Below are 13595 nucleotides of genomic sequence, written 5' to 3'. Positions count from 1 at the left end.
GGAGTCCGCCCAATGAACGTCCTCCTGACCCGCGTCATCGGCCCGGCGCTGGGCCTCGCGGTCCTCGCCGGTCCCGTCCTGGCCCAGCCGAAGCCGGATCCGGACTGGCCCTGCGTCCAGCGCAAGGTCGCGACCCTCAGCCCCGGCCAGTTCTGGACCGGCCCCGACGTGGAGGCCGCCGGCGACTGGGGCAGTGACAACGACGCCGCCGTCCTGGCGCAGAAGATCGCGTCCCGCCGCACGGACCTCTCGCAGGTCGGACCGTTCCTCGACACGTTCGCCGAGAAGTTCGGCTCCGACAAAGACGCGAAGGACAAGGCCCTGACGCGCGTCTACGCGGGCGTGTTCGAGGTGCTGAACGGCGAGCGCAACAAGGTGGTGAGCGGCATCGCGCGGTACGCGCAGGGCCAGCGCCGGATGGCCGAGCGGATCCGCGACGAGGCCGACAAGATCAGCCAGGTCAAGGACGCGCCGAGCGCCTCCGACGCCACCGAGCTGCCCAAGGACCAGAACGAGCTGGAAACGAAGTTCGCTTGGGACCGTCGGATCTTCCAGGAGCGGAGCCAGTCGCTGACCTATGTCTGTGAGGTTCCGCAGCTGCTCGAGCAGCGGCTCGGTGAGATCGCGCGCATGATTCAGGCGCGGCTCTGACGGCGCCCGGGCGGCTATTGCCAAATTGTCCCGGGCCAGTTGCCGAAATATCCCTAAGTGCCTGAAATCTTTACCGAAACTGTTGCTGTTTAACCACGTATCGCGGGCTTCGGTTGACTGGGACCGGAAATGGAGCCGAAACGCGTCTCACGTGTTCTTGAGCCAATTGTGCCCGATCCCGGCACCCGCCAAGAGAGACCCAAGCTCGGCAGTCACGAGCATGTGTTTGGGTTTGAGGGGGTTGGGGATGTCACTTCGGGCGCTTCGGAGCAGCCTGGTCGCGTCGGCGTGGGTTCTCGCCGGGACGGTTCTCCCCGCGGCGGTGCAGGCGCAGCAATCGGTCACGCTCGGCGAGATCAGCGTCGTCTCGACGTCGCCGGTCGGATCCGGCGGCGGCAATTCGAGCCAAGCGCAGATCTTCAACGGGCCCGGCCCGGTGCCGCCGGCCGGCTCTGTGGGACCGAGCGCCGGGGTGCGGCTGCGCGGCTCCGAGCAGCCCCTCTACAAGATCCCCAGCACCGTCGAATCGGTCACGGCGAGCGATCTCACGATCGATCGCGCCAGCGATAACCTGACCACGACGCTGGCCCGGCGCACCCCCGGCATCAACGTGTCTGACTCGCAGGGTAACAACAACCGCGTCGACATCACCTATCGCGGCTTCACGGCCTCGCCCGTGCAGGGCGTGCCGCAGGGCCTCGCCGTCTACCAGAACGGCGTGCGCATCAACGAGGCCTTCGGCGACATCGTCAACTTCGACCTGATCCCCCCGCAGGCGATCCAGCGCATCGACGTCGTCACCGGCAACCCGGTCTTCGGCCTCAACGCGCTCGGCGGCGCGGTCAACATCCAGATGAAGAACGGCTTCACTTGGCAGGGCACCGAGATCTCGGCCTGGGGCGGCTCGGACGCGCGCACCGCCGGCTACCTCGAGTACGGCAAGGTGTCCGGCCCCTGGAGCGTCTACTTCACCGGCGACGGCCTGAACGACCGCGGCTGGCGCTACGAGAGCCCGAGCACGATCGGCCGCCTCTACGGTGACATCGGCTACCGCTCGCAGGACTCGGAGTTCCACCTGATTGGGCTCGCCGCCCGCAGCTTCTTCGGCGCGGCCGCGGCCACGCCGGTGGACTTCACCCACCGCGACCCGCGGGCGATCTTCACCTTCCCGCAGACCACCACCACCGAGGTCGGCACGCTCCAGCTGACTGGCCGGGTCGACATCTCGCCGACCTGGGATCTCGCCGGCAACGCCTATTTCCGCCGCTTCAGCCAGACCTACGTCGACGGCAACGACGGCAACTTCGAGAACTGCAGCACGCGGTCCAGCTTCCGCGGCAACCTCTGCTTCGAGGATGACGGGTTCAGCCCGGCGGCCGGACAGTCGCAGCTCGCCTTCCGCAACCAGTTCCTGATCCTGGGGCAGCAGAACCAGCGCATCCCGTTCCGGGCGGGCATCCCGTACGGCACGCTGGACACGACCCGTACGGAAGCCACCGGCTTCGGCGGCTCGCTCCAGGCCGCCAACCGCGACCGGATCTTCGGCCTGTCCAACACCTTCGTGGTCGGCGGCAGCATCGACGCGGCCAATTACGGGTTCAAGTCGTCCAGCACCCTGGGCGTGATCAACCCGGATCTGTCGATCACCACCAACCCGAGCAACCCGTTCTACGGCAACGTCCCGGGCCTCGGCACGCCGCAGCTGCGGACCGCCGGCGCGCTCGGCATCGCGCCGAGTTCGGTCAACGGCTCAAACCTCTACATGGGCCTCTACACCCTCGACACGCTCGACGTGACCGACCGGCTGGCGCTGACCGCCGGTGCCCGGCTCAACTTCGCGCGCATCCAGAGCGAGGACCTGACCGGCTTCTCGCCGGACGTGACCGGCACGCACTACTTCAACAAGATCAACCCGGTCGCCGGCCTGACCTACCGATTCTTCGACGCGCTGAACCTCTACGGCAGCTACTCGGAGTCGAACCGCGCACCGACCCCGCTGGAGCTGGCCTGCGCCAACCCGGACCGGCCGTGCCTGCTGCCGAACTCGCTGGTGGCGGACCCGCCGCTCAAGCAGGTCACCGGGCGGACCTACGAGGTCGGCTTCCGCGGCCAGCTGCCGAACACCTATGACGGCGGCATCATCACCTACAAGATCGGTGCCTTCCGCACCGATCTCGCCAACGACATCCTGTCGCTGGCCACCCCCGGCAACACCGCCCGCGCCTACTTCGTGAACGTGCCGTCGACGCAGCGGCAAGGCATCGAGGTCGGCGGCGAGTACACGGCCGATTACCTGCGGGTCTACGCCAACTACGCGCTGGTCGACGCGACCTTCCAGTTCAACGGCACCCTGTCGTCGCCCAACAACCCGCTCGCGGACGACGGCGCGATCCAGGTCCGCAAGGGCAACGTCGTGCCGCTGGTGCCGACCCACCAGATCAAGGCCGGGTTCGACTACTTCGTCACGCCCAACTGGCAGTTCGGCCTCTACCTCCAGGCCTTCTCCTCGTCGTACTTCCGCGGCGACGAGTCGAACCTGAACCGCAAGCTGCCGCCCTACTACGTTCTGAACTTCCAGACGAAGTATCAGGTGACGAAGAACCTCGAGGTCTTCGGCCTCATCACCAACCTGACCAACAACCGCTACACCACGTTCGGCACCTACGCCGAGCCGGGCGCGGTGGCCGGCAACCTGCGGATCAGCGATCCGCGGACCACCACCCTGGCGCAGCCCTTCTCGGTCTACGCCGGCATCCGCTACGCCTTCGGCGCCGATCCGGTCCCGATGGCGCCGGAGCCGATCATCCGGAAGTACTGATCCGTCCGCAATGTCGAGAAGCGGGCGTCCCGCGCGGCCTGAGGGCCGCGCGGGGCGCCCGTCGCGTTTCGGGTCTGCCGCATGCGGCCTCCTGTCTCGGGAACGGGCCCGTTCGCCCGGCGTCTCCCCGGTAGCTGCACCGACGCATCACCGCCCGCTCACGCACGACGGGTCGGCGCCGGCCGCACTCCGACACCGTGGAGCCTCGTCCCGATGATCATCCGTTTCGCCGTTGCAGCCCTGGCCCTGGCGGCCGCGACGCCAGCCCTGGCGACCCCGTGTGCCGACGAGGTCGATACGCTGCAGCGGCGGCTCGACAGCGCCGGCGCCGCCTCGGTGACCGGCACGACGCCGCCCGGCGGCACCACGTCGTCCAACTCGCCCAAGGCGCTCGACACGCCGCCGGCGCTCACCAAGTCGGACGCCGCCGTGAAGCCCACTGCCGCAGGCGTCGAGGAAGCCAAGAAGCTGGTCGCCCAGGCGCGCCAGCAGGACAAGTCCGGCGACGCCCAGGGCTGCCGCGACACGATCCTGAAGGCCAAGGAGAAGGCCGGCGCCCTGCCGTAGTGGCGCCATCGGCCGGCACCGCTCCGGTGCCGGCCCCTCCGCTCAGTAGGCGTTCTCGGTCTTGAACAGCGCGAACGGGGTGGTCAGCAGGATCTGCAGGTCGAGCAGCACCGACCAGTTCTCTATGTAATAGAGGTCGTGCTCGACACGCCGCTGCAGCTTCTCGGAAGTGTCCGTCTCGCCCCGCCAGCCGTTGACCTGCGCCCAGCCGGTGATGCCGGGCTTGACCTTGTGGCGGGCGAAGTAGCCGTCGACCACCTGGTCGTACAGGGTGTTGGCGGCTTTGGCCTGCAGCGCGTGCGGGCGCGGGCCCACCAGCGACAGGTCGCCCTTGAGCACGTTGAACAGCTGCGGCAGCTCGTCGAGCGAGGTCTTGCGGATGAAGCGGCCGACCGGGGTCACGCGGGGATCGCCCCGGGTCACCATCCTGGCCGCGCCGGCGTCGCACTGATCGACGTACATCGAGCGGAACTTGTAGACCTCGATCAGCTCGTTGTTGAATCCGTGGCGCTTCTGCCGGAACAGCACCGGCCCGCGGGATGTCAATCGCACCGCCAGGGCGATCGCCAGCATGAGCGGCGACAGCGCCAGCAGCATCATCAGGCCGACGCAGCGGTCGAACAGCGCCTTCACCACGACGTCCCAATCGGCGATCGGACGGTCGAACACGTCCAGCACCGGGACCGAGCCGAGATACGAGTAGCTGCGCGGGCGCAGACGCAGCTTGGCGGCGTGCGCCGAGAGCCGGATGTCGATCGGCAGGACCCAGAGCTTGGCGAGCATCTGGAGGATCCGCGCCTCCGCGGTGATCGGGATCGTGAACACGATCAGGTCGAGCCGGGCATGGCGCGCGTAGGCGACCAAGTCGTCGACGTTGCCGAGCTTGGGGTGCCCCGCCACCACGTCCGAGGACCGATCGGCGTTGCGGTCGTCGAACACGCCGACGATGCGGATGCCGCTCTCGCTCTGCGTCTCCAGGGCGGCGATCAGGTCCTCCGCGGGCTGGCCGCCGCCCACGATGGCGGTGCGCCGGTCGAACCGTCCCGCCCGGGTCTGGACGTCGATGATGCGGAAGAGGACGAAGCGCCCGACCAGCAGGGCCGCGAGCCCGCCGCCGAAGAAGGTCGCGAGCCAGAGGCGCGAGTAATGGTCGGCCACTTTGGCCAGCACGAGCCCGGCGGCGACCATCAGGAAGGTCATCGACCACGCCGCGATGAGCCGGATGGCGGTCTTGAAGAAGCTCCGGAAGGCGGCGACCCGGTAGCCGCCCGACGCCTGGATCAGCGTCACGGTGATCACCGCGATCGCGCCGATCGCGCCCGCGTAGGTCAGCCCGAACGGGACGCGGCCGCGCAGCATCAGCACGTGCAGCAATGCGCCCAGGCCGAAAATGAGCGTGCATTCCAGCGCGCGCACCAGCCCGGCCACCACGACGGGCGAGATCGCCGTCGGTCCCGGCGCCGCGGTCTCGGCGAGGGGCACGCTGACGGCGGCCTGGACCGAGGACGCCTCCATGGGGACGGCGGCCTCAAGAAGATCGCGAATGTCGAACGCGCTCATCGATCGGCTCCCCCCGAGCCTTGCGGTCGCTGCCTCGGCGCGAGCTTGGCACGGGGCGCTGTTGGAACATTTAAGAGCGAGGGTGGCGCCGCCTTTTCCACCGCGGCGCACAGGCCCACGATCCTCGTCCTGCCGGTCTCGCCGTCAGGCGGTCCGGGCGCCGGCGATCGCCCGCGGCGCGGGATCGCGGCGCTCCGCGCGGGCTTCGAAGGCCGCGGCGTAGCCGGAGATCACCTCGCTGCCCATGCGTTCCAGGGAGAAGCGCTGACGGATCGAGGCGCTCAGGCCCTGCGTCCGCGCGGCCAGGGCCTCCGGCGCGGCGTCGAGGACGCCGCGGATCCCCTCGGCGAGCGCCGCCGGGTCCCGCGACGGGACGAGGTCGCGAGCGGCCGCGCCGAAGATCTCCGGGATGCCGCCGACCCGGGTTGCGACCAGCGGCTGCGCCGCCGCGGCGGCTTCCAGCACGACGTAGGGCAGCGACTCCGCGAGCGACGGGACGACGAGGATCCGGCCGCGGGCCAGCACGGCGCGGATCGCCTGCGGCGGCTCGAACGCCACCGCGTCGGCCAGGCCGAGACGCACCACGGTCTCCCGCAGGATCTCGGCATCCGGCCCGGATCCGACCAGGAGCAGGCGCAGCGCCCGCCCCTCGGCCCGCAGCCGGACCAGCGCCTCGAGCAGGTAGGGCAGGCCCTTGGCCTCCCGCAGCTCGCCGACATAGAGCAGGTCGAAGGGCTCGGCGACGCGGTCCAGCGGCGCGAACTCCGCCTCGGCGATGCCGTTGTGCACGATCCGCGTCACGCGCTCGGGACCGCCGACGAAGCTCCAGTGGCGGCCGGCGACGTACTCGCTCTCGAACAGGAACGCGTCCGTGCGGCGCGCCAGCACCGCTTCGGCCCCCATGTAGAGGCGGTGCAGCGGGCTGCCCGGCCGGTAATTGTAGCTGCCCCCGTGCGGCGTGTAGGCGCGGATCGCCGGACCCGCCGCGGCGAGCCGCGCGTAGGCGCCGCCCTTGGCACCGTGTCCGTGCAGGACGTCCGCGTTGACCTCCGCGGCCCTCCGCGCCACGGCGCTGAGACAGGACCAGTCCGACGGATGCGGATTCCGGCGCATCGGGATCCGGACGAGGCCGAGATCCAGGCAGGGCGTCAGGTCCGCCAGGGCGCCCGCGGCGCGGTCGCCGCCCGTGCTAGAATCGCAGACGACACCGACATGGTGTCCCGCGGCCGCCTGGAGGCGGGCGAGATCCATCACGTGCCGGAACAATCCGCCCACGGGCGCCCTGAACACGTGCAGGATCCGGTAGCGCTGAGCGATGCCAGAGTCGTTCGTCTTCGGGACCACGGTCCAGCTCCCGGGAATATCAGTCCCCAGGTTGTGGTGCACCCGTGGTCGCGGGAAACTTAAAGCAGGTCACCGTCACTCGACCTTTCCATCGGAACGGTAACCGGAGTTTTACGCGCGAAATCACAATCGACTCCAACGCTAGGTGATCGGCGAGCCGTTCAGGCTGGCCCAGATCGTCCCGTAGTGGCAGGCCGTCGCGGCGAGGACGAAGCCGTGCCAGATCGCGTTCTGGAAGGGCAGGGTCCGCCAGATGTGGAACACGACGCCGATCGAGTAGAGCGCCCCGCCGATTCCCAGCAGCCACAGAGCGGTGGGCTGAAGCGCCGCGATCACCGACTCGTAGGCGAACAGCCCGCTCCAGCCGAGCATCAGGTAGAGCCCGATCGACAGGCGGTCGAACCGGCCCGGCAGGAAGAGCTTCACCGCGATCCCGATCAGCGCCACCAGCCAGATCATCGCCAAGAGGGCGTAGGCACGCGGCCCCGATCCCACGAGGGCGACCAGCGGCGTGTAGGTCCCGGCGATCATCAGGTAGATCAGGGCGTGGTCGGCGCGGCGCAGGAGCCATTTGCGCGGGCTGACGGGGTGGAGATTGTAGAGGGCGGAGACGCCGAGCATCAGCACGAGCGCCGTGGCGTACACGACCACCGCCGCCCGCTCGCCGAGCCCGAGATGGGCCGTGACCGCGGTCGCCACCAGGGCCACGGCACCGGCGAGGCCGAGCACCACGCCGAGACCGTGGATCACGCCATCCGCCATGATCTCCCGCGGCGTGTAGTGCCAGGTGAGGGAGAGCGGTCGACCATCCTCCGCGAGAGACATCTTGAAGCCTCCTGCAACGCGTGCAGCTTAAAGCTTGAGAAGTCTTAGTCGTTCCATGTGCAGATTGCTGATGGGGAGTTATCCCAAGGTTCCACTGAAAGCGGTAAAAGTCTCGTGCGGTGCAGCGCGACCGCTGCACCGCACGAGAGCCTAGATCCGGCCTCCGACGAGCCCCTCGAACCCCAGCGGCGGCTCGGCGGCGGCGGGCTCGACCAGGCCGGATCCGCGGCTGAGCCGGGCATGGACGGTGGCCATCGTCAGCACCGCCATGGCGAGCACCTGATGCGCGAGTGCCGCCCAGAGCGGAACGGCGAGGAGCAGCGTCGCGATCCCGAGCGCCATCTGGGCGAGGACGAGGATCACGACGCCCGTGGCCCGACCGCCCGCGCTCTTCGGGCCGGTGAGCCGGGCGTCGACGGCGTGCAGGACCGCCACGACGAACACGAGGTACGCCGTCACCCGGTGGTCGAATTGAACAAGGGCGTGGTTGTCGACGAAGTTCTCGATCCAGGGCCGGATCGCGAACAGGCTGTCCAGCGGCGGGACGAGTTGGCCGTCCATGGTCGGCCACGTGTTGTAGACGAGGCCGGCATGCGAGCCGGCGACGAGGCCGCCGAGGAAGATCTGCACCAGGACCAGGATCGGCAGCAGCAGGGCGGTCGCCCGCAGCCGTGCCGTGGCCGGCGCCAGGACGCCGCGGCGCTCGCCCGCAGCCAGCCAGACCAGCCCGGCCAGGATCAGGCTCGCGGTGGTGAGGTGCAGGGCGAGCTTGAGCGGCGCCACCGCCGTCATGCCGGGCTGAAGGCCCGAGGCGACCATGATCCAGCCGATGGCGCCCTGGAGGCCGCCGAGCAGGCCGAGACCGAGCAGGCCGAGCCCGAGGCGCCGGCTGATCCGGCCCTGCCACCAGAACACGATCAGCGGCAGGAAGAACACGAAGCCGATCACGCGGCCGAGCAGGCGATGGCCCCATTCCCAGCCGTACAGAACCTTGAAGGCCGACAATCCCATCCCCTGGTTGAGGATGTTGTATTGCGGCGTGTCCCGGTACTTGGCGAACTCGGCCGCCCAGTCGGCCTCGGTGAGCGGCGGGATCGCGCCCGTGACAGGGCGCCACTCGGTGATCGACAGGCCGGACCCGGTCAGCCGCGTCGCGCCGCCGACCGCCACCATGGCGACCACCAGGGCCGCGACCACGTAGAGCCAGGTTCGCACCGCCCCCGACCGCCGGTCGCCCGCGCCACTCATGTCCATGCACGTCCCTTCCGCGGATCCGGGAAAACCCCGGCCTGACGCGGGTTAGGGGATGTCCGGCCGACCAGCAACGGCGCCGGCGCCGCAGCCCGCGTCAGCGAGCGCGTTGCCAACCGGATCCCGGAACGGTAGCCGTCGCCCATCCGCGCCCGCAGCGCCGGCCGCCCAGCCGGCGGCACAGTCCGAAGGCACGACCCAGGAACTCAGCAATGCGTCGCCGCACCCGGACCCTGATCGGGACCCTCGCCATCCTGGTCTTCGTCTGCCTCTACGGCCCGCTGGCGATGACCCTGGCCGACAGCCGCATCTCGGAGACACCGGCGGCGGTACAGGCCGTGATCTACTCGGTTCTCGGCATCGCGTGGATCTTCCCGCTGATGCCGCTGATCCGGTGGATGGAGCGGCCCGATCGGTGAGGCGAACCCTCGATTTCGCCGCACTCGGGGATCACAAGCCTGCCGTCACCGCTCGAGACCCCCTCCGTGCACCGCCCGATTCACTGCCTCAAGCCGCTGGCTGCCCTCGTCGTGCTGCTCGCGCCCCTTCCGGCCCTGGCGCAGGGGACACCGCGCTCCATCGGTGAATGCGAGCGCCTCAAGAACGACCTCGCCTACAACCAGTGTCTCGCGATGTTCGGCCCGGCGGCGAAGAACGTCGCCGGCGGCTACGCCTCGGCCGACACGACGGTCGCGGCGGCGGCCACGCCCGCGGCCGCCATGGCCGAGCCGATCCCGCAGGTGGAGGAGACGGTCGAGGCCAGCACCAGCCGCCGGCGACGCTACCGGTCCGTCCGCGGCCGGCAATACGCCTCGTTCTCGACCGGCTACCGCCACCGGCGTCGGCGCTAGCGCCGGCTTTCGAGGCCTCCGGCCCTAGCCACGATCCGGAGCTTTGAGCGCTTCGAGGACCCGCGCACCCGGCACCGAGCCGTCACCGGGCCAGACGTTCCAGTCGGCGACCTGATCGAGGGCGTCGGCGAGGCGGCGCTTGTAGACGTGCCGCGGCACCTCCTCGGCGCCGAACTGCGTCAGGTGGTCGGTGACGAACTGGGTGTCGGCGAGCCGGTAGCGCCCGGCGCGCAGGCGCCCCATCAGGTGGACGAGGGCGACCTTCGACGCGTCGCGGACCTCGTGGAACATGCTCTCGCCGAAGAAGGCCGCCCCGAGCGAGACGCCGTAGAGGCCGCCGACGAGCCGGCCATCCGCGCCCGCGTAGACCTCGACCGTGTGGACGTGGCCGATGTCGAACAGGGCGCCGTAGAGCTCGCGGATCCGCCCGTTAATCCAGGTGCGCTCGCTGTCCCGTCGGGGCGCGGCGCAACCGTCGATCACGCCGTTGAAATCGGTGTCGCAGCGAACCACGAACTGGTCGGACCGCACGGTCCGGGCAAGGCGCCGGGACACGCGGAACGCGTCGAGGGGCAGCACGCCGCGCGCCTTGGGCTCGACCCAGTAGAGCGTCGGGTCGTCGGCATCCTCCGCCATCGGGAAGATACCGGCCGCGTAGGCCTTCAGCAGGATCTCGGGGGTGATGTCCACGCGGGCGGTGTCGTGCATGCCGTGAATGTCGCGCACGGCCGGTGCGATGACCAGATCCCCCGCGCGCCGCTCTCGCCGCAGCCTCGCCCGGTTCCGATCAGGCTTTCATGCCGCCGTCTTCCAGGAAATGCTCCAGCCAGTGAATGTCGTAAAGACCGTTCTGCACGTCCGGGTTGCGAACCAGCGTCCGGAACAGCGGCAGCGTCGTGTCGATCCCGTCGATGACGAACTCGTCCAGGGCCCGGCGCAGGCGCATGAGGCACTCGTTGCGGGTCCGGCCGTGGACGATCAGCTTGCCGATCAGCGAATCGTAGTTCGGCGGGATGCGGTAGCCCTGGAACGCCGCCGAATCGACGCGGACGCCGAGGCCGCCGGGCGTGTGATAATGGGTGATCTCACCCGGGGACGGCCGGAAGGTTTCCGGGTGCTCGGCGTTAATCCGGCACTCGATGGCGTGGCCCTCGACCTTAATGTCCGCCTGGCTCACCGAGAGCGGGCCGCCCGAGGCGACCTGGATCTGCTCGATGACGAGGTCGATCCCGGTGATCATCTCGGTCACCGGATGCTCGACCTGGATGCGGGTGTTCATCTCGATGAAGTAGAACCGCCCGTCCTCGTAGAGAAACTCGACCGTCCCGGCGCCGAGATAGCCGAGTTCCTTCATGGCGTTGGCGCAGATGCCGCCGATCTCGGCGCGCATCGACTCGTTGAGCGCCGGCGAGCCGCCTTCCTCCCAAACCTTCTGGTGGCGGCGCTGGAGCGAGCAGTCGCGCTCGGCGAGGTGGACGGCACCGCCGCGGCCGTCGCCGAGCACCTGGACCTCGATGTGGCGGGGCTTCTCCAGGTACTTCTCGAGGTAGACCGCGTCGTCACCGAAGGCGGCCTTGGCCTCGGACTTGGCCATGCCGATCGCCTGCTCGAGCTCGGCCTCGGAGCGCGCGACCTTCATGCCGCGGCCGCCGCCGCCCGCCGCCGCCTTCACGAGAACGGGGTAGCCGATCTCGGCGGCCACGCGCTTGGCGGTGTCGGCGTCCTCGACGCCACCCTCGGACCCCGGCACGCACGGGATGCCGAGCTTCAGCGCCGTGCGCTTGGCCTCGATCTTGTCGCCCATGGTGCGGATGTGCTGCGCCTTGGGGCCGATGAAGCCGATCTGGTGATGGGCCAGAACCTCGGCGAAGCGGGCATTCTCCGACAGGAAGCCGTAGCCGGGATGCACGGCATCGGCCCCTGTGATCTCGCAGGCCGCGATGATCGACGGGATGTTGAGGTAGCTGTCGCGGGCGGCCGGCGGCCCGATGCAGACGCTCTCGTCGGCGAGGCGCACGTGCATGGCGTCGGCGTCGGCGGTGGAGTGGACCGCCACGGTGGCGATCCCGAGCTCCTTCGCCGCCCGCAGGATGCGCAGGGCGATCTCGCCGCGGTTCGCGATCAGGATCTTGTCGAACATCGGACCCGTTAGGGCATCCTGGCGATCCCGGACCGCGCAGGATGCTCTATCCTCTCGTGTTGCGGCGTCGTCCGGGACTGGGCGACGAGCGCCCGGCGGACGTCCTAGGTGATGACGAGCAGGGCCTCGCCGAACTCGACCGGCTGACCGTCCTCGACGAAGATGGCGCTGATCGTGCCGGCGCGGGGCGCCACGATCTCGTTGAAGGTCTTCATCGCCTCGATGAGCAGCAGCTTGTCGCCGACCTCGACCTTGGAGCCGACGTCCACGAACGCCTTGGCGTCGGGCGAGGGCCGGAGATAGGCGGTCCCGACCATCGGCGAGGGCACGGTGCCGGGCTGCGCGCGCGCCGGCTCGGCCGGGGCGAGGGGGGACGACGCGGCGGGCGCCGCCGCCGGCGGGGCGACGGCTGCGAGGGGGGTCGGCGCAGCGACCTGCACGCTCACGGGTTCGAGGCGCCGCGCGACGCGGATGCGCAGGTCGCCCTTCTCGACCTCGATCTCGGACAGGCCGGTCTCGGTCACGAGGTTGGCGAGCTCGCGCACGAGTTCGGGATCGATGGCGTCGTTCTTTGGCATCCGGCCTACTTCGTCTCGCGGCACGTCGGTGCGTCTATCCGGGCTCGGCCCTGGACCCCCACCGCGGCCCTGCGGCTGGCGGCTCTTAGACGAAGGCGCCCCGGCGCGACAAGGCTGCGCGGACCGCCTTCGGGGTTCCTCGGCCCGATCCGTCAGCTCAGCAGGAGGCGTGGCCGCACTGGCGCACGTCGGCGATGGTCTTGCGCATCGGCTCGACGCCGACGGCGCCCGGGATCACCTCGTCGCCGATGATGAAGGCCGGCGTGCCCGAGAGGCCCAGGCGGTCGCCGAGACCGCGATTCTCGCTGAGCGCGGCCTTCACCTCGGGGGACGCCATGTCCTTCTGCAGCTTGGCGGTGTCGACGCCCATATCCTTGGCGACCTGGATCGCCCGGGCGCCGTTCACCCGGCCCTTGGTCTCCAGGAGCTTCTGATGAAACTCGAACAGCTTGTCGCCCTTCAGCTGCTGGCGCACCGCGACGGCGACCTGGCTGGCCTCCAGCGATTCCGGGCCGAGCACCGGGAAGTCCTTGATGACGACCCGCAGCTTCGGGTCTGACTTGATCAGCGCCTGGAGGTCGCCCAGCGCCTTGCGGCAGTAGCCGCAATTGTAGTCGAAGAACTCGACCAGCGTGACGTCGCCCGACGGGTTGCCCGCGACGACGTCGTGGGGACCGTTGATGAGAGCCTCGCGCGACTCCTTGAGGGCGGCGGCCTGGGCGAGGCGCTGCGTCTCGGCCTGCTGCTTCTCCGCCTCCGCGAGAGCCTCCTGAAGCACCTCGGGATGCTTGATCAGGTAGTCCTTGACGATCGCCTCGATGCCGGCGCGCTGCGCGTCCGTGAACGGCGCGGCGGGGGGCGTCGCGGTCTGCCCGAGGGCGGGGACAGCGACGAGGCCGAGCGCCAGGACCAGCGCGGGCAGGGGACGGAAGAAGGGCATAGATCCTCGCTTGCGCGGCGGGCCGGCCCGCGCGTGGCGCGAGCGGTAGGGGCTGGGTTAGGCGTTTTCG

At 69.7% G+C, this 13595-nt stretch carries 13 protein-coding genes; 5 read left to right on the top strand and 8 right to left on the bottom strand.

Annotation, left to right across the window (positions count from 1 at the left end):
• Positions 1-12: 12 nt before the first annotated feature.
• The 3 genes from LOK46_RS14750 to LOK46_RS14740 all read left to right on the top strand — a co-directional run bounded on the left by LOK46_RS14750 (position 13) and on the right by LOK46_RS14740 (position 4036).
• The gene (locus LOK46_RS14750) at positions 13-651 is read left to right on the top strand and encodes a hypothetical protein (RefSeq protein ID WP_273564452.1); all 639 of its coding nucleotides are present in this window, start codon (positions 13-15) and stop codon (positions 649-651) included.
• 247 nt (positions 652-898) lie between these two features.
• Positions 899-3469 carry a TonB-dependent receptor gene (locus tag LOK46_RS14745; protein ID WP_273564451.1) on the top strand — a complete coding sequence of 857 codons (2571 nt, stop codon included), beginning with the start codon at positions 899-901 and terminating at the stop codon, positions 3467-3469.
• 213 nt (positions 3470-3682) lie between these two features.
• Positions 3683-4036, top strand: coding sequence for a hypothetical protein (locus tag LOK46_RS14740; RefSeq protein ID WP_273564450.1), 354 nt, complete (start codon positions 3683-3685; stop codon positions 4034-4036).
• A 42-nt stretch (positions 4037-4078) separates the two neighbouring features.
• On the opposite strand, the gene LOK46_RS14735 is transcribed toward LOK46_RS14740, so the two are convergent.
• The 4 genes from LOK46_RS14735 to LOK46_RS14720 all read right to left on the bottom strand — a co-directional run bounded on the left by LOK46_RS14735 (position 4079) and on the right by LOK46_RS14720 (position 9019).
• Complete coding sequence (locus tag LOK46_RS14735) at positions 4079-5596, bottom strand: undecaprenyl-phosphate glucose phosphotransferase (protein ID WP_273564449.1); 1518 nt, start codon at positions 5594-5596, stop codon at positions 4079-4081.
• 144 nt (positions 5597-5740) lie between these two features.
• On the bottom strand, positions 5741-6940 hold the full coding sequence (locus LOK46_RS14730; protein ID WP_273564448.1) for a glycosyltransferase family 4 protein: 1200 nt from the start codon (positions 6938-6940) through the stop codon (positions 5741-5743).
• A 141-nt stretch (positions 6941-7081) separates the two neighbouring features.
• A complete protein-coding gene (gene trhA, locus LOK46_RS14725; RefSeq protein WP_273564447.1) occupies positions 7082-7765 on the bottom strand; it encodes a PAQR family membrane homeostasis protein TrhA in 684 nt (227 codons plus the stop codon).
• A gap of 150 nt (positions 7766-7915) precedes the next feature.
• Positions 7916-9019 (bottom strand): COX15/CtaA family protein, encoded by a 1104-nt coding sequence (locus LOK46_RS14720; RefSeq protein WP_273564446.1) that lies wholly within the window; start codon positions 9017-9019, stop codon positions 7916-7918.
• Positions 9020-9228: 209 nt separating this feature from the next.
• Between LOK46_RS14720 and LOK46_RS14715 the strand changes: the two genes are divergently transcribed.
• Both LOK46_RS14715 and LOK46_RS14710 read left to right on the top strand, forming a co-directional pair.
• The gene (locus LOK46_RS14715) at positions 9229-9435 is read left to right on the top strand and encodes a DUF2842 domain-containing protein (protein WP_273564445.1); all 207 of its coding nucleotides are present in this window, start codon (positions 9229-9231) and stop codon (positions 9433-9435) included.
• A 66-nt stretch (positions 9436-9501) separates the two neighbouring features.
• On the top strand, positions 9502-9867 hold the full coding sequence (locus LOK46_RS14710; protein ID WP_273564444.1) for a hypothetical protein: 366 nt from the start codon (positions 9502-9504) through the stop codon (positions 9865-9867).
• Positions 9868-9891: 24 nt separating this feature from the next.
• Here LOK46_RS14710 and aat read toward each other — a convergent pair whose 3' ends face one another.
• The 4 genes from aat to LOK46_RS14690 all read right to left on the bottom strand — a co-directional run bounded on the left by aat (position 9892) and on the right by LOK46_RS14690 (position 13525).
• Complete coding sequence (gene aat, locus LOK46_RS14705) at positions 9892-10575, bottom strand: leucyl/phenylalanyl-tRNA--protein transferase (RefSeq protein WP_273564443.1); 684 nt, start codon at positions 10573-10575, stop codon at positions 9892-9894.
• A 79-nt stretch (positions 10576-10654) separates the two neighbouring features.
• Entirely contained in the window at positions 10655-12007 is a 1353-nt protein-coding gene (accC, locus tag LOK46_RS14700; RefSeq protein WP_273564442.1) for an acetyl-CoA carboxylase biotin carboxylase subunit, read from the bottom strand.
• Between the two features lie 104 nt (positions 12008-12111).
• Positions 12112-12585 carry an acetyl-CoA carboxylase biotin carboxyl carrier protein gene (accB, locus tag LOK46_RS14695; protein ID WP_273564441.1) on the bottom strand — a complete coding sequence of 158 codons (474 nt, stop codon included), beginning with the start codon at positions 12583-12585 and terminating at the stop codon, positions 12112-12114.
• A 157-nt stretch (positions 12586-12742) separates the two neighbouring features.
• Complete coding sequence (locus LOK46_RS14690) at positions 12743-13525, bottom strand: DsbA family protein (RefSeq protein WP_273564440.1); 783 nt, start codon at positions 13523-13525, stop codon at positions 12743-12745.
• Positions 13526-13595: the final 70 nt, after the last annotated feature.

It is taken from the genome of Methylobacterium sp. NMS14P, from assembly GCF_028583545.1.
Classification (GTDB): Bacteria; Pseudomonadota; Alphaproteobacteria; order Rhizobiales; family Beijerinckiaceae; genus Methylobacterium.
The sequence above is the reverse complement of the archived record's forward strand: the minus strand, read 5'-3'. Positions and strand labels throughout refer to the sequence as shown.

What these genes read in the sequence shown, in the direction of transcription:
- LOK46_RS14745 (WP_273564451.1), top strand. Translation starts at nt 899, where the DNA reads ATGTCACTTCGGGCGCTTCGGAGCAGCCTGGTCGCGTCGGCGTGGGTT.
- LOK46_RS14715 (WP_273564445.1), top strand. Translation starts at nt 9,229, where the DNA reads ATGCGTCGCCGCACCCGGACCCTGATCGGGACCCTCGCCATCCTGGTC.
- accC (WP_273564442.1), bottom strand. Translation starts at nt 12,007, where the DNA reads ATGTTCGACAAGATCCTGATCGCGAACCGCGGCGAGATCGCCCTGCGC.
- LOK46_RS14750 (WP_273564452.1), top strand. Translation starts at nt 13, where the DNA reads ATGAACGTCCTCCTGACCCGCGTCATCGGCCCGGCGCTGGGCCTCGCG.
- LOK46_RS14690 (WP_273564440.1), bottom strand. Translation starts at nt 13,525, where the DNA reads ATGCCCTTCTTCCGTCCCCTGCCCGCGCTGGTCCTGGCGCTCGGCCTC.
- trhA (WP_273564447.1), bottom strand. Translation starts at nt 7,765, where the DNA reads ATGTCTCTCGCGGAGGATGGTCGACCGCTCTCCCTCACCTGGCACTAC.
- aat (WP_273564443.1), bottom strand. Translation starts at nt 10,575, where the DNA reads ATGCACGACACCGCCCGCGTGGACATCACCCCCGAGATCCTGCTGAAG.
- LOK46_RS14720 (WP_273564446.1), bottom strand. Translation starts at nt 9,019, where the DNA reads ATGGACATGAGTGGCGCGGGCGACCGGCGGTCGGGGGCGGTGCGAACC.
- LOK46_RS14740 (WP_273564450.1), top strand. Translation starts at nt 3,683, where the DNA reads ATGATCATCCGTTTCGCCGTTGCAGCCCTGGCCCTGGCGGCCGCGACG.
- accB (WP_273564441.1), bottom strand. Translation starts at nt 12,585, where the DNA reads ATGCCAAAGAACGACGCCATCGATCCCGAACTCGTGCGCGAGCTCGCC.
- LOK46_RS14735 (WP_273564449.1), bottom strand. Translation starts at nt 5,596, where the DNA reads ATGAGCGCGTTCGACATTCGCGATCTTCTTGAGGCCGCCGTCCCCATG.